Origin of the sequence: Gillisia sp. JM1 (genome assembly GCF_000424645.1) — a bacterium.
In the GTDB taxonomy this organism is placed as follows: domain Bacteria; phylum Bacteroidota; class Bacteroidia; order Flavobacteriales; family Flavobacteriaceae; genus Gillisia.
The window spans coordinates 1,419,927-1,435,718 of sequence record NZ_KE384218.1; the positions used below are offsets into that span (position 1 = coordinate 1,419,927).

The 15,792-nt window shown below is 33.8% G+C and carries 10 protein-coding genes; 6 read left to right on the forward strand and 4 right to left on the reverse strand.

What is annotated here, in order from left to right; translation table 11 throughout:
• Positions 1-28: 28 nt before the first annotated feature.
• Complete coding sequence (locus H033_RS0109610; protein WP_026838134.1) at positions 29-856, reverse strand: phosphatase PAP2 family protein; 828 nt, start codon at positions 854-856, stop codon at positions 29-31.
• A gap of 207 nt (positions 857-1,063) precedes the next feature.
• Here H033_RS0109610 and H033_RS0109615 point away from each other — a divergent pair, with 207 nt between their 5' ends.
• From H033_RS0109615 to thrC, 6 genes are all read left to right on the forward strand, one after another.
• A complete protein-coding gene (locus H033_RS0109615) occupies positions 1,064-2,194 on the forward strand; it encodes a vWA domain-containing protein (RefSeq protein WP_026838135.1) in 1,131 nt (376 codons plus the stop codon).
• Positions 2,195-2,270: 76 nt separating this feature from the next.
• Complete coding sequence (locus H033_RS0109620) at positions 2,271-3,734, forward strand: hypothetical protein (protein ID WP_026838136.1); 1,464 nt, start codon at positions 2,271-2,273, stop codon at positions 3,732-3,734.
• Between the two features lie 84 nt (positions 3,735-3,818).
• Complete coding sequence (locus H033_RS0109625; protein ID WP_026838137.1) at positions 3,819-4,235, forward strand: ester cyclase; 417 nt, start codon at positions 3,819-3,821, stop codon at positions 4,233-4,235.
• 375 nt (positions 4,236-4,610) lie between these two features.
• Positions 4,611-7,058 (forward strand): bifunctional aspartate kinase/homoserine dehydrogenase I, encoded by a 2,448-nt coding sequence (gene thrA / locus H033_RS0109630; protein WP_026838138.1) that lies wholly within the window; start codon positions 4,611-4,613, stop codon positions 7,056-7,058.
• Positions 7,059-7,061: 3 nt separating this feature from the next.
• Positions 7,062-7,982, forward strand: a complete 921-nt coding sequence (locus H033_RS0109635) for a homoserine kinase (RefSeq protein WP_026838139.1) — start codon at positions 7,062-7,064, stop codon at positions 7,980-7,982.
• On the forward strand, positions 7,982-9,277 hold the full coding sequence (gene thrC, locus H033_RS0109640) for a threonine synthase (protein ID WP_026838140.1): 1,296 nt from the start codon (positions 7,982-7,984) through the stop codon (positions 9,275-9,277). The genes H033_RS0109635 and thrC overlap by 1 nt, the downstream gene beginning before the upstream one ends.
• Positions 9,278-9,698: 421 nt before the next feature.
• Here thrC and H033_RS0109645 read toward each other — a convergent pair whose 3' ends face one another.
• The 3 genes from H033_RS0109645 to H033_RS0109655 all read right to left on the reverse strand — a co-directional run bounded on the left by H033_RS0109645 (position 9,699) and on the right by H033_RS0109655 (position 15,599).
• The gene (locus tag H033_RS0109645; RefSeq protein WP_026838141.1) at positions 9,699-11,192 is read right to left on the reverse strand and encodes a S10 family peptidase; all 1,494 of its coding nucleotides are present in this window, start codon (positions 11,190-11,192) and stop codon (positions 9,699-9,701) included.
• A gap of 131 nt (positions 11,193-11,323) precedes the next feature.
• Positions 11,324-13,324: a cation:proton antiporter gene (locus H033_RS0109650; RefSeq protein WP_026838142.1), complete on the reverse strand. Its 2,001-nt coding sequence runs from the start codon at positions 13,322-13,324 to the stop codon at positions 11,324-11,326.
• A gap of 397 nt (positions 13,325-13,721) precedes the next feature.
• A complete protein-coding gene (locus H033_RS0109655; protein WP_026838143.1) occupies positions 13,722-15,599 on the reverse strand; it encodes a peptidase M61 in 1,878 nt (625 codons plus the stop codon).
• Positions 15,600-15,792: the final 193 nt, after the last annotated feature.

Genomic DNA, 15,792 nt, shown 5'->3' on the forward strand with positions numbered 1-15,792 from the left:
ATAATTAAACCGCAATTTAGGGTTTCTTTTAAAACTGATAAGAAACTCCAAGGCCTTGAGATATAAAATTATACTCTCCTTTGTTAAAACTAGTGCTTGGATAAATTTGAATATTCTTATTCCCCTTTTTATGCAACTCAGGAATTAAAACACCAGCTGCGGCACCAACTCCGTACCCAATTAAATTATCTGTAAGAAAATGTTTCCCGGCTTTAATACGCATATATCCTACAGATGCTGGTATTGCCGCAGCAACTCCCCAGATGTAAGGCTTCAATGTTGAGTCAGGGTTAAAATCGTTAAAAATTTTAGCAGCAAAAAAAGTAGCCGCTGCTGTAGCCGCTGTATGCCCTGCAAAAAAAGAACGTTGTTCGTCATTTTCAATTCTTTCCTCGGTTTCAAGAGATTCGTTATAAACTAAAGGTCTGCTTTTCTCAACCAGTCCAGCTGTAATTGTAAATATAGCACCTGTAGTAGCTATGGTTTCTACGAAAAGAACAGAAATTTGCCCAGCATGTCCACGTTCATTTTTATTTATTAAAAGTGCAAAAGGCATTACAAATGATGCATAAAATGGAATATAGCTATCAGCATTCGCTTTTTCTGAATAGTATCCAGCTGCCCAACGATCTACTCCCCAAACCTCATCTTTAGAAAGATTGTTTAATTTATTTAATGTAAGCTCATTTTTTTCTTGGATTAATTTGAATCCCAAAACATTTAGACCCACTGCGGAAGTGATCCAAATCCCGTCTTTTACAAAATTCGTCTCATAAGGGGATTCCATTTTCTCTTGGGAGAATCCGGAAAAAGTAAACAAACAACAAACTATAAGTAGGTAAGGGCTTTTTATCATTTCTTATTTTTTCGCCAAATCTCATGTATATTGAACAAAAGTGAAAATGTTTAAGAAAAGTATAACATCAAGAATCCATTCTCACATATTTTTCTCGACTACTTCAGTATGAAAGTCTATGAGTTTTATTTCAAATTAACAAAAGTTTAGTTCCTGTTCACATTAGTATAACTTCATAGTACGCTTAAAATAAGTTAACTTTAAAGTATGAAAAAGAAGGTTGAAAGCATACGCAGCGGTTTTATTTTCAAAAAATTTGAAGAGGAAAATATAAGCCCGTTCGATAAATTATTCGAAATTTTTAAAGAGTTGATCACGCATACCTCTGGAGATTTTGATGAAGCCATAGAATGGCTAAGACAATTAGACGTTGAATATAAACTCACCACAAGTGAATATACTATAGACGACTTTATAGAAGATCTTAAGAAAAAAGGTTATATCCGTGAAGAGGTAAAACCCGATGGAACTGGAGGTATGGGAATTACAGCCAAAACTGAAAGGGCTATAAGACAACAAGCATTAAATCAGATCTTCGGAAAGATTAAAAGAAGTGGCTCTGGAAACCATTCTACAAAACACCAAGGTTTAGGTGATGAGCACACAGGGGAGTTCAAGGAATTTCATTACGGGGATTCTTTGGATAGAATATCTATGACAGAAAGTTTAAAAAATGCCCAGATCAATCATGGTATTGGAGAATTTAAAATGACTGAGGATGATCTTGTAGTAGAAGAAACTCATCATAAATCTCAGATGAGCACCGTGCTTATGATAGATATTAGTCATAGTATGATCTTATATGGAGAAGATAGAATAACGCCCGCCAAAAAAGTAGCCATGGCTTTAGCTGAACTTATAACAACCAGATATCCTAAGGATACTTTGGATATTCTTGTTTTTGGGAATGATGCTTGGGCTATTTCTATTGGAGATCTTCCTTATTTAAATGTAGGTCCTTATCATACTAATACAGTGGCTGGATTACAACTGGCAATGGATCTCTTAAGGCGTAAAAGAAATACGAATAAGCAAATCTTTATGATTACAGATGGGAAGCCCAGTTGTATAAGAGAACGTGATGGAACTTATTATAAGAATAGTGTAGGTTTAGATCCATATATAATAGAGAAATGTTACAATGCTGCCAGCCAGGCTAGAAAATTACATATCCCGATCACTACATTTATGATAGCCCAAGATCCTTATCTAGAAAGGTTTGTTAGAGAATTTACACAAGCCAATCATGGAAAAGCATTTTTCACCGGACTTAAAGGTTTAGGGGAAATGATCTTTGAAGATTATGAAAATAACAGAAAGAAGAAAATTAGAGGCTAATAAAATTTCAATTTAAAATAACTCAAAGAACACATTGAGTCCAGAGAATTTCTTCGGACTAAATAATAAAAAAGATATGAAAATAGAGAATATTAAAACTTTTGGCGAACTAAAGAATTCAGGATATAAAACCAAGGGTATAAAAGAAGAATTAAGACAGAATTTATTAAGTAATATTAAAAACGGGAAAAGTTCTTTTGAAGGAATACATGGCTACGAACATTCGGTGATCCCAGAATTGGAAAGAGCTATCCTCTCCAAGCATAATATTAATTTTCTTGGCTTGAGAGGGCAAGCAAAAACTCGTTTAGCCAGACTTATGGTTAATCTTTTAGATGAATGGATGCCAATTGTTGAAGGCTCAGAAATTAATGACGATCCTTTTAATCCCATTTCAAGATATGCAAAAGAGCTGATTAAAGAAAAAGGAGATAATACACCAATCAGTTGGGTAGCAAGGGAAGAGCGATTCTTCGAAAAACTAGCAACTCCAGATGTAACAGTAGCCGATCTAATTGGGGATGTAGATCCTATAAAAGCTGCCAATTTAAAATTGAGCTATGCAGATGATCGTGTTATCCACTTTGGGATGATCCCACGTGCGAACAGAAGTATTTTTGTGATCAACGAACTTCCAGATCTACAGGCCAGAATTCAGGTAGCGCTTTTTAATATTCTACAAGAAGGGGATATTCAAATACGTGGATTTAAATTGAGATTGCCTCTGGATATGCAATTTGTATTTACTGCAAATCCTGAAGATTATACCAATAGGGGTAGTATTGTAACTCCTTTAAAAGATAGAATTGGCTCTCAAATACTTACACATTACCCTCGTACTATAGAAGTAGCCAAGACAATCACTCAGCAAGAAGCTAAATTAGATGAGCGTCAACTTGGTTTGGTCCATGTACCAGAATTGGCTAAAGATCTTTTGGAGCAAATAAGTTTTGAGGCTCGAGATAATGAATATATAGATTCCAGAAGTGGAATTAGTGCCAGATTGAGTATTTCGGCTTTTGAAAACCTATTGAGTGCCGCAGAGCGTAGAGCATTAAAAACAGGAGAAGATAAAACTTTACTGCGTTTTAGTGATTTCCTAGGAATAATACCAGCAATTACAGGAAAAATTGAATTGGTATATGAAGGCGAACAGGAGGGAAGTGCTGTGGTTGCTCAAGAACTAATTAGTGATGCGGTGAAAACCTTATTCCCTAAATTTTTTCCAAAGATCGAAAAGTTGGAAAAAGTAGATGAAAACAATCCTTATAATGACTTAGTAGAATGGTTCTTTGCTGAAAGCGGATTTGAATTGTTAGATGATCTCTCAGAAAAAGAATATAAAGAACGATTAGATTCTATTCCACCACTAAATCAGCTAATAGATAAATATCAATCGGATATTTCTAAGGAGGATTCTTATTTCTTAAAGGAATTTGTTTTGTGGGGTTTAGTAGAATATAAAAAACTTAATAAATATAGGTCTACAGCAGGAATGCAGTTTAAAGACCTTTACGGAAGCTACATTAGTGGATTATAATATAAGTTTAACGTTGTGTTTGGATAATTTTAGAGCTTCGATTTATAAATTGAAGATCATTATTTAAAATCTAAAAATCATATTATGAGTAAAGATAAAAATATAAAAGCACAAGAAAAATTTGGCGAAGCTGTAAAAACCGGGAAATTAGAAATGATTCGTGATGTGGTTTCAGAAAAAGTGAAAGATCATGATCCAGCAGATATTCAAGGTGCCGGAGCACAAGGCTTTATAGACTTTTTTAGCATGATGAGAACTGCTTTTCCAGACTTTGGTATAGAAGTAGAGCAGATGGTAACTGATGAAGATAATGTAAGTTTTGCCTATACAATTTCAGGAACCCACAAAGGAGAATTTATGGGAGTGTCTCCTACCGGAAAATCCTTTAAAGTGAGAGGAATGCAAATTGGAAGATTCGAAGATGGGAAATTAGTAGAACGCTGGGGAGCTACAGATGAACTTGGAATCTTAAAACAATTAGGCGTAAAACCTTTGAAATAATTGAATTTTCACTTTTAAAATTCAATTGAAGTAATTCTACAATTGAAAAGTATTCAATTTTTATACAAATCTGATAATTTAAAATCTTTAAATTATCAGATTTGTTATTTTATAATCTACTGAATAAGAATACTCTAATATTTATTTTAAATATAATAAAAGGTCTCTAAGAGAACTTTTATGTATACTTTTATAATCAGTTTTTTAAGAAAACATGATTTATAAAAATCCTTCAAATAGCATTTCAACAATTATTCCTGGCACTTCAGGCAATACTGCTATATATATGTTTTCTATTACCCCTATGGGGTATTATATATAAAACTTCCGCACCTATTTTTCCATTTTATTTTTTACAATCTTAATAATTACAGCATGAATATAATGAAATTCGGAGGATCTTCATTAGCCTCTCCAAGTAGAATAAAATTAGTTTCAGAAACAATTCAAGAAAAACTACAAGAAGATACAAGCCTAGTAGTTTTCTCTGCTTTTGGCGGAGTAACAAACGATTTTTTACAAATGGCTGATCTTGCTGCTTCCGGCGATTTAAGTTATAAGAACACCCTTCAGAAAAACGAAAAAAGACATTTAAATGCTATTAAGGATCTTATACCCATTAAAAATCAGAGCGCTATCCTAAGCAAGGTGAAAACTGAATTTAATGGCTTAGAAACACTTTACGAGGGAGTCTATTTGTTAAATGAACTTTCCAATAAGACCAAACATGTGATTGCTAGTTATGGCGAGATCCTGTCTTCACTTATAATTACGGAGTATTTTAAAGCATTAAATATAAATGTAAAATTTGTTGATTCCAGAGATCTTATTGTTTGCAAAAATGAGAATGAAAAGGTGCAGGTTAATTATGTTAAGACCAATACAAATATTCACAACTATTTTAATGATAATAAAGCCGATCTTTTTGTAGTACCAGGATTTGTAGCTAATAATGAACAAGGAGTTCCTAGCACATTAGGAAGAGGAGGATCAGATTTTACTGCTGCTATTTTTGCAGGAGCCTTAGATGCCGATAAAGTGTTAATTTATACAGATGTAGATGGAATGTATACCGCTAATCCAAGTATCGTATCTCATGCGTATCCATTGAAAAACATCTCTTATGAAGAGGCGATGGAATTATCTCATTTTGGTGCCAAAGTTTTATATCCGCCCACTTTACAGCCTTTATTAAATAAACAAATAGAGATCCACATAAAGAACACCTTCAAACCTTCTGAAATTGGTACTGTAATATCCAAATCCAGCAAGGAGAATTTTAGATGGGTTACTGGGATCACACATATAGATTCAATTAAACTATTAAATATAGAGGGTAGTGGCATGGTTGGTATTCCTGGCTTTTCAAAAAGACTTTTTGAGGTATTATTTCAGGAAAAGATAAATGTGGTTCTTATTACACAAGCTTCTTCTGAACATAGTATTTGTATAGCTGTAAAAGATGAGGAGGCAATGCAAGCAAAAGATGCCATTAACGAGGCCTTCGAAGTTGAGATACAAAACTTCAAGATCAAACCGGTAGAGATAGAAGATAATGTAGCAATTATTGCCTTAGTGGGAGATAGAATGAAAAGCCATCATGGCTTAAGTGGAAAAATGTTTAGCGCGCTGGGAAATAACAATATTAACATTAGAGCCATCGCACAAGGATCTTCAGAAAGGAATATTTCTGCTGTGATTGCCAAAAAAGACGTTAAAAAGGCTTTAAATACCTTGCACGAACAGTTTTTTGAGGTGCCTTCCAAAGAGCTCAATTTATTTATAACCGGAGTGGGAAATGTAGGTGGTAAATTGATAGAACAATTGAAACAACAGGAAGAATACCTTTTGGGAAAACTGAGTCTTAAGATCCGTATTCTTGGGATTTCCAATTCAAGAAAAATGTTATTTGTTGAAGAGGGAATAGATATTAACACCTGGCAGCAAGATCTTGAAAAGGGACAGACCGCATCTAAGGAAGATTTTTTTGAAAGAGTTAAAGATCTCAATTTACGCAACAGTATTTTTGTAGATAATACAGCAAGTCCGGAGATCGCAGCTTGGTATAGACAATATTTGGCAAATTCTATATCTGTAGTCACTTGTAATAAAATTGCTTGCGCAGATGATTTTGTTAATTATCAGAATTTGCAAGATCTTTCAAGAGAGTATGGTGCTTCTTTTTTATATGAAACCAATGTAGGAGCAGGATTACCCATCATTGATACGCTTAAGAACTTAATGGCTTCAGGAGATAGAGTTCATAAAATTCAGGCAGTGCTTTCAGGAAGCTTAAACTTCGTATTCAATAATTATAATGCAGAGGAGCCATTTTACAAAACTGTGGAACAGGCAATGCTTGAAGGATATACAGAGCCAGATCCGAAAATTGATCTAAGTGGAATTGATGTGTCCCGAAAAATACTCATTCTTGCTCGTGAGAGTGGTTTGGAAATGGAATTGAGTGATATTGAGAATGATAGTTTTTTATCTGAAAAAAGTTTGAATACCACTACCAATGACGCATTTTTTGAGTTACTGAAAAAGGATGAAGACGACTTCAAAAAGATGTATGAGGACGCCGAAGCTAATAATAAGCAATTAAAATATGTCGCTCAATTGGATAATGGAAAAGCTAAGGTAGGCTTACAACAAGTGGGACCCGAACATCCTTTTTATAATTTAAGTGGTAGCGATAATATCGTTTTATTCTTTACTAATAGATATAGTGAGCAACCTTTAATAGTTAAAGGAGCAGGAGCAGGGGCAGACGTTACTGCTTCAGGAATATTTGCAGACATAATAAGAATAGGTAAAAAATAGCTAATGGAAGAAATTAAGATCTTTGCTCCGGCAACATTGGCTAATCTTTCCTGCGGTTTTGATGTATTGGGATGCTGTCTGGACAATGTGGGAGACGAAATGTATATTAAAAAAAACAATGTTAATCAGGTAAGAATTACTAGAATTACAGGGCAAGTGCTTCCAATGGAAACTCTTAATAATGTAGCTGGTGTTGCGGTCCAGGCATTATTAGAAAACCTAAATTCTACTCAAGGATTTGATATTGAGATAGATAAACATATTAAGCCGGGAAGTGGTATAGGGAGTAGTGCCGCTAGCTCTGCAGGAGCGGTATATGCGGTTAATAAACTGCTGGAAGAACCCTTTACACTTAAAGAACTTATTCCGTTTGCTATGGAGGGAGAACGTTTAGCCAGTGGTAACGCACATGCAGATAATGTTGCTCCTGCTTTAATGGGAGGCTTTAATCTTGTAAGGAGTTATCAACCATTAGAAGTAGTTTCATTACCATCACCTCCACAATTGAGAGTTGTTATTTTGCACCCATTAATTGAATTGAAAACCAAGGATTCCCGGTCAATTTTAAAACAAAGTGTGTATTTAAAAGATGCTGTTAGCCAATGGGGAAACCTGGGAGCTTTAATAAGCGCTTTATATACAGAAGATTATGAGTTGTTAGGGCGTAGCTTGGAAGATAAGATCATAGAACCGGTGCGTTCTATCTTAATTCCTTTTTTTGATGATCTTAAAAAAGTCGCATTGGAAAGTGGAGCTTTAGGTTTTGGGATCTCAGGCTCAGGACCTTCAGTTTTTGCAATGTGTAAAGGAGATACTGTTGCCGCAAGTGTAAAGGAAGCTATGCAATTGTTTTATCAGGAAAAAGGAATAGATTTCGATCTACATCAATCAGAAATTAATACTCAAGGAATAAAAATTTTATAATGCAATATTTTAGCTTAAATAACAGAGAACATACCTCAAGTTTTGAGAATGCGGTACTAAGAGGGCTTGCACCAGATAAAGGTTTGTACTTTCCCGAGAAGGTCATTAGTTTACCTAAATCTTTTTTTAAGGATATCAATGGTTTTTCTAAAGTAGATTTAGCCTTTCAAGTAATCAAAAATTATGTAGGGGATGAAATACCTACTTCAGAATTAACCAAGATTATTGAACACACATTGGATTTTGATTTTCCTGTGGTTTCAATAAAAGAAAATATTGGAGTTTTAGAGCTTTTTCATGGACCAACCATGGCGTTCAAAGATGTTGGTGCAAGATTTATGGCAGGGAGCTTAGGTTATTTTATTAAAAAAGGTAATGTTGGAAATGTTACTGTATTGGTAGCAACTTCTGGAGATACAGGAGGAGCCGTAGCAAATGGTTTTCTTGGTGTAGACGGAATTGATGTAGTTATTCTTTACCCTAAAGGAAAAGTTAGCGAAATTCAGGAAAAGCAGCTTACTACACTTGGCGAAAATATTGTTGCGCTGGAGGTTGATGGCACTTTTGATGAATGCCAAGATATGGTTAAACAGGCCTTTTTAGATGAAGAGATTCAAAAACATAGACAATTAACTTCAGCGAATTCTATAAATGTAGCGCGATGGTTACCACAAATGTTCTATTATTTTATAGCCTATCAGCAACTAGCTGAAATCGATAAAAAAATAGTCTTTTCAGTACCTAGTGGGAATTTTGGAAATATATGTGCTGGAATGTTGGCGGTGAAAATGGGACTACCAATAGATCACTTTATTGCTTCCAGCAATGCGAACGATGTTATAGGTAGATATCTTGACTCTGAAAAATATGAGCCTAGACCAAGTGTTTCAACTATTTCCAATGCTATGGATGTGGGAAATCCAAGTAACTTTATTAGAATAATGGAACTCTTTGAGAAAGACTTCAAGAATCTTAAAGATCATTTATCCTCCTATAGTTTTACTGACGATCATACAAAAAAGGCTATGAATGAGATGTTTGACGAAAATGGTTACGTAATGGATCCACACGGAGCGGTTGGATATTTAGGTTTACAAGAATTCTTAAAAAAGCATCCAGAATATTATGGTACTTTTTTAGAAACCGCTCATCCTGTGAAATTTTTGGAAACAGTTGAGAGGGTTATTGGAAAAAAATTGGAAATCCCACCTGCTATTGATGCAATCTTAAATAAAGAAAAGATTTCAATCTCAATAAAGGAGTATGCAGATCTTAAGGCACATTTACTGAACTAAACCCAAAAATCCCTTTCAAGTTATTTTGAAAGGGATTTTTGAATTAAATATAATTATAGAGGTCAGTAGATAGTTTCATATTCTAATGTAAATAAGTCCTGCAAATGTCAGGTTGAGACCCGTGATAAAAATTATCTAGCGAAGGAAATTGACGTATGAAAGATGCTGAAACGAGTTCAGCATGAAGGAAGTTAAAACCAGTATCGTCACCCTGTCCCGATACTTCGGGAGTTTCAGGGTCTCTTATTCGGAGTAACTTTGAAAAGACGTCAATGGTAGCGTAGTCGAAACCTAATTTTTCATGCCTATAGCTCTCTACTCCGCTTTAACTGACTAAATAATAATTTTATATTACTAATATTCAATTATTTAGTAATGTAAAATTATATGCATTTAACTACTGACCTCTATATAATTAATACTATTGTGCGCTATATTTTGCTGCTTCTCCTTCCTTAGGTAAAGATTTCAGAATAAAATCTCTGATATCATTATTTGCGTTTTTAAGGTCTTCACTTCTTAGATACATCATATGCCCACTTCTATATGCCTTAAAACTTAATCTATCTTGCATTTTTCCGCTAGGATCTAGTTGCCACATAGAATATTTGGCGTTAAAATAAGTAGTAGCACCATCATAATAACCAGATTGGATAAGCACATCTAAATTAGGATTTTGCGCCATTGCTTGTCTCAAATTCTCTCCACTATTATCGCCGCTTCTATCCCAAGGATGCACCGGCCCAAACATATTATATTTTATGTCGGTTTTAAAATTCAAATCCTGTTGCAGGTAGTAATTAATTGCGGGAGTAAAGGAGTGCAGCCATGAAGTTAATTCTGCGTTGTAATCTGGAGAATCTCCAGCCACTTTACTATCCATTCCAAGGTATCTGGAATCTAAACGCCCAACGGTAAAACCTCCATCTTCTCTCATGAGTTCTTTCCAGAAATACTGAAAGGGCACTGCAAGGTTATTTTGTAAAAACACTTTTTCTGAAATCCCGGAATAGCTAGACATTTTAGCAGCAATCTCTTTCTTTTTATTTTCTTCAATAAACCCACCTTTTACCAATACAGGTAACAAAGTATTTATAGCATAATTTTCTACTTCTGGTAAAACTTCATCCAGATCTTTGTTTTGAAGGGATGATGGAAGTTTTTTATGATACCATGCTGCGGCTGCAAAATATGGAAGTCTATTTGCGATTTCTACTGGACCATCGCGTTCTATCCCAATTTCCGTAGGAGAAACCAAAATCACTCCATTTAAATACATCCAATGGCTGTTTTGAAGCTCTAGCGCTAATCCAGAAACTCTGGTAGTTCCATAACTCTCACCAATTAAATATTTTGGAGATAACCATCTATTTTTTCTGGTTACAAAAGTGTTAACCCATTCTGCCAGATATTTTATATCGGCTTGAACTCCGAAGAAATCTTTTCTGTCTGTTTTGTTCTCTTCAGGATCTATCAATCTGGAATATCCTGTGTTTACAGGATTTACGTAAACGATATCTGCAACATCCAGAATTGAATACGGATTTTCTTTTACCCCATAAGGTTGTACAGGAAAACCTTCATCATCTATCTTTAAAATTCTAGGCCCGGTATAGGCTAAATGCATCCAAACCGATGCAGAGCCTGGACCCCCATTAAAGGAAATCACTAAAGGTCTATTCTCCGTATTTTTAATATCATCGCGTTTATAATACGTGTAAAATAAACTCGCAACAGGGATTCCTTTTTCGTTCCAAACAGGTTGTGTTCCAGTTTGAGCGGTATAGCTGATATTCTTACCACTAATGGTTACATTATGGGTGGAAACAACCATAGTATCTATAGGGAGTTCGACCTTCTGAGAATAAACAGCAATGGATAAAAAGCAAGAAGCTAATAGGGTAAAAAATTTCATATAATTTGTTTAATTAAAAATGAATGCTAGATTTTGCAAAAGTTGAAGATAATTATTTTTTGAATTTAAATCCTTCTCTTTAATGTTAATCAACTAGCTTGTTATGATATCAAGTAAAATTTTAAAAACATCTACAAAGACAATTCTTTGTTGAGGTTATTGATGTTGGTAGGAGCACCAAAAAGGTAGAGTAAATCCCCTTGTTTAATGATTGTATCTGGAGTAATATCTGTAATATAATGGCTGTCTCGTTTTATTGTTAAAATAGTAACTCCATAGTTCTTACTAATCCCAGATTCCATAACGGTTTTTTCTACAACGCTATTTGCGCCTTGTTTTACACTTAGTGTTACAATTTCTTTATTTGGAATATTTAGATGCTGATATGAGGGAGTATGAGGTCCCACTTTTAAAGTAGTTAGCATTTCATAATCTGACGATCGTACCTGATTTATAAAATTCTGAATCTCATCATGCGGAATTAAATATTTTCTTAATACTCTACTAAAGATTTCTATAGAAGTTTCAAATTCTTCTGGGATAACTTCATCTGCACCAAGTCTTAAGTTCTCGGCTATTTCTTTTACATATCTGGTTCGCACAATAATAAATGCGGTTTTAGAATAGTTTCGAACTTCATTGATGATTTTTTTTGTGGCATCAGGATCAGAAATAGCTATTACAACTACGCGCGCTTCTTGTACATGAAGATGTTTCAAGATAACGGGATTGGTTGCATCTCCAAATACAATTGGTTCTTTATTGCTCTTGGCCTCTAGAAATGCATCTTGTTCTAGATCAACAATTACATATGGAATGTTAGTGCTTTTGGCTGCTTTAGAAATATTTTTTCCATTAATTCCATACCCAATAATTACTAAATGATCTTTCAATTCTTCAATATTAGAATGATTTTGAAGCTGAATATTATGATAACTAATCAGCCGTTTTCTTATAGTTTTTGGAACAGGAATTTTTAATAGAAAATAAGTGAGTCTAGGTGCATAATTCATTAAAAATGGAGTAAGCGCCATTGTGATAATTGAAATTGCTAAGAAATACTGATAGATATTGGTGGGTAATAAGCCGTTTTCTAAACCTACCGTAGATAATAAAAGTGAAAACTCACCCACTTGAAATATAGAGAAAACCGTTAAAAACATGGTACGGGCAGGATACCTTAAAGTTACTACCGTGATAATAATTATTAGCATTTTCAGCAAAATAACTGCAATAACTAATAGGATGACATATATGAAATTGTTGAAGAAAAACTCTAGATTCAATAAAGAGCCTACAGAGATAAAAAAGAAGCTAATAAAAATTTCCCGAAATGGTAACACATTCGCTGTAGCCTGATGACTGTAATCTGATTCAGAAATAATCAAGCCTGCAAAAAAGGCTCCTAAAGCTAGTGAAAGCCCGATTGCAGATGTTAACCAAGCCACTGAAAAACAAAAAACAATGGTAGTTAAAATAAATAATTCTCTGTTTTTCGATTTTACAACTAATTCAAAAATTCTTGGTACTATATAAATAGCCAATAAATAGATGACAATCAAAACACCTACTATTTTAATTAAAAGTATTCCAAGGGTGTTCCAAATGTTTTCATCTTGCCCGGTAAGTAGAGGCGTTAGCAACATCATTGGGACTACTACAATATCCTGAAAAATTAAAATTGCAACCGTAATCCTTCCATGTGGGGAAGTAACTTCTCCCTTTTCCTGTAGAATTTTTAATACAATTGCAGTACTACTTAAGGAAAAAAGAAAACCAATAAAAACAGCTGTGTTAAGAGGAATACCTATAATGTTAGCTAAAAAAGCTGTTAACAAAATGGTGCCTCCTACTTGCATTCCACCACCAATAATGATAGTTTTTTTAATGGCCGCCAAGCCTTTAAGAGAGAGTTCGATCCCAATAATAAAGAGCAGAAATATTATACCTATTTCAGAGAGTAGTTCCACCTCATGTTGGGAGCTAATTAAATTGAAAGCATGTGGCCCTGCAATAATTCCAGCAAGTAGAAAACCCAGTAAGGAGGGAACTTTTATTTTCTGAAATAAAAGAATTATAAAAATAGAAAGGCCTAAAATTATAACTATGTCTTTTAAAATAGGTATTTCCATTGTTTTTGTAAATTGTTCTTTATAAAAGAAACCAATTTACAAAGAGCATTTTAATAAATGACATTAGATCTATTAAGCTTGCAATTTTTTTTGTTTAATTTTTATAATCTAATTATCCAAAAAAATAATTTTATATCTGCTTTGTGTCCATTGAATTACCTGAACTTATCTTCAACTTGTCCCAAGGTCTAGGGATGTTAAAGTGTGTCCCTCAAACTTCTGCTGGGATGCTTGAACAAGTTAAACATGACAAAAAACAGATAATAGTTTATTAAAATTGACTTGAAAGACAAAAAAAGAGGTTGAAAAAATAGCTTTTAGTAGTATATAATCCTTAAATAAGGGGATCATACAAACTGAACTATTATTTCAACCTCTTTAATATAGATGTATGTCTTTAATTTTTCAACCAGGCAGTTCTTAATTTTACTCTTGCATCAGTTGCAGGAAGATCCATCTCTTTTAATGTAGTTTTCTTTGTAGTAGGAGCAGTGATTTTCCCCGTCAACATAAGTTCTTCATCATTTCTCTCTAATAACATAGTTATATCATCCCCTTCGTTCCATGACTGAGACCCCATAACTAAATCGTATACATTCTGGATAGTATATGCAGTTCCATTCACTTCTTTAATGACATCTCCATTTTTAATACCTAATTGAGTTAAAAAAGAGTTCAGCGTAATCCCTTTTCTGAAAAACAATTCCATATTCTCAGGATTTCCATCAATATAAGGCACTTGTCCATTTAAAAAGTAAGAGGTAGGAATTTCTTCTGTAGCGAATGTGATACCAACTTTTGCTAGAAATTGATCATAAGGAATTGGAGTGCTCCCGGTAACATAAGTGTCAAAGAAATTCTGAATTTCTGGATAGGTTAAAGAAACAATAGTAGGAATCAATTGATCATCCTTAAAAGGTTTATTCTTTCCGTATTTCTCACTTAATTTTTTCATGAGATCTAAAATCCCCATTTCACCTTTACTCAATTCTCTAAGTCTAAGGTCTAAAGCCATTCCTATCAATGCTCCTTTTTGGTAAACATTATAGTATTCATCTTTATAAGGCGCGTCCAATACATTTTTACTCATGTAGGTGAAAGACAAGCTATCATTATAATTTTTAGATGATTCTATCTGCGAGGATACTCTCTTATAGAAATCTTGATTATCTATTAGGCCTTGGTTTATTTGGAAGAGATTTGCGAAATATTCTGTAACTCCCTCATACATCCACAAATGTTGAGACATTTTAGGATTGTTATAATTAAAATAATGAATCTCTTCTGCATGAACATTTAGCGGAGTAAGAATATGAAAGAATTCGTGGGAAACCACATCTTTCATAGCAGCATTTAATGTTTCTAATGGCATTGTTTCTGGAAGTACCACAACAGTTGAAGTATGGTGTTCTAGGGCTCCAAAACCTTTAGCATCTAATTTTGAAGGATCGGCTAAATATAATAAGATCGAGTAATTGGGGGTATTATCAATTTTTCCTAAAAATCGCTTTTGAGCTGCGATCATTGTTTCAATTTGCGGCTTTATACTTTTAGCAGTATGAACCTTGTTTGGTGAATACACTGATAATAACACTTTGATGCCTTCCACATTTACATAAGTGGTGTCTGGTTTAGAATACATAATAGGATTGTCTACTACCTCAAAATAACGCTGAGCTAAATAGATGTCCTTTTTAGAGTTCGGCATTTTCTCCAAATCAACACTTTCTGAAAGTTTAAGGGAGGTACTACCAAATAGATCATTTGGTCTATTGATGATTAATTGATAAGGTTTTTCCTTTAATTCATCAAAATATCCTACAAATCCATGTAAGTTTAAAAGCATGTTTTTATTTACATCTATATTAGTTCCGGTAGGAGAGAAGACTCCTTTTTCACCATCGATATCAAAAGTATCGTTCACCAAGTAAGTGATCTTATCTAAATTTGCAGAATTTTCAATTTTCCAAGAATTTTCATCGGTCTTTACCACTAATAATTCAGCACCTAAATAATCAATAGCTTTAAAATTATCTATAAATTTCCCATAATTATCTATAGAATAGGTGCCAGGTACTGTTTTCGGTAGATGGAAAGTTACTTCTGAAGAAGTAAACTTTCCAGGGTCTACTGTAACCTTTACTCGATCTTCTTTTATATTAACCAGATCTAGGTTTACTACTGTTCTGTCTTCAGTAGTTTTATTTATGCTTTGGGGCGTTTTACATCCAAAGACAACACTTAGGAGTGCTATGGAATATATTAATTTCTTCATTAAATAGGGTTTGTTTTGATTTACACAAATTAGACTTACTCAATTATCAAATGTTACACCATTTAGGTTGCAATGCAAGTTTCTTTATTAATATTGTATAAAAATTTACATTTCGTTACTAAGTTGTTAATGAACTCATAAAATGAAATTGCTGAAAATGAGCGTAGTTGAAGAATCTTCTCCTTTAGATATG

Bases quoted from the DNA above. Each gene is read 5' to 3' on its own strand.
- thrA (WP_026838138.1), top strand. From the start codon at position 4,611: ATGAATATAATGAAATTCGGAGGATCTTCATTAGCCTCTCCAAGTAGA.
- H033_RS0109625 (WP_026838137.1), top strand. From the start codon at position 3,819: ATGAGTAAAGATAAAAATATAAAAGCACAAGAAAAATTTGGCGAAGCT.
- H033_RS0109610 (WP_026838134.1), bottom strand. From the start codon at position 856: ATGATAAAAAGCCCTTACCTACTTATAGTTTGTTGTTTGTTTACTTTT.
- thrC (WP_026838140.1), top strand. From the start codon at position 7,982: ATGCAATATTTTAGCTTAAATAACAGAGAACATACCTCAAGTTTTGAG.
- H033_RS0109655 (WP_026838143.1), bottom strand. From the start codon at position 15,599: ATGAAGAAATTAATATATTCCATAGCACTCCTAAGTGTTGTCTTTGGA.
- H033_RS0109620 (WP_026838136.1), top strand. From the start codon at position 2,271: ATGAAAATAGAGAATATTAAAACTTTTGGCGAACTAAAGAATTCAGGA.
- H033_RS0109615 (WP_026838135.1), top strand. From the start codon at position 1,064: ATGAAAAAGAAGGTTGAAAGCATACGCAGCGGTTTTATTTTCAAAAAA.
- H033_RS0109635 (WP_026838139.1), top strand. From the start codon at position 7,062: ATGGAAGAAATTAAGATCTTTGCTCCGGCAACATTGGCTAATCTTTCC.
- H033_RS0109650 (WP_026838142.1), bottom strand. From the start codon at position 13,324: ATGGAAATACCTATTTTAAAAGACATAGTTATAATTTTAGGCCTTTCT.
- H033_RS0109645 (WP_026838141.1), bottom strand. From the start codon at position 11,192: ATGAAATTTTTTACCCTATTAGCTTCTTGCTTTTTATCCATTGCTGTT.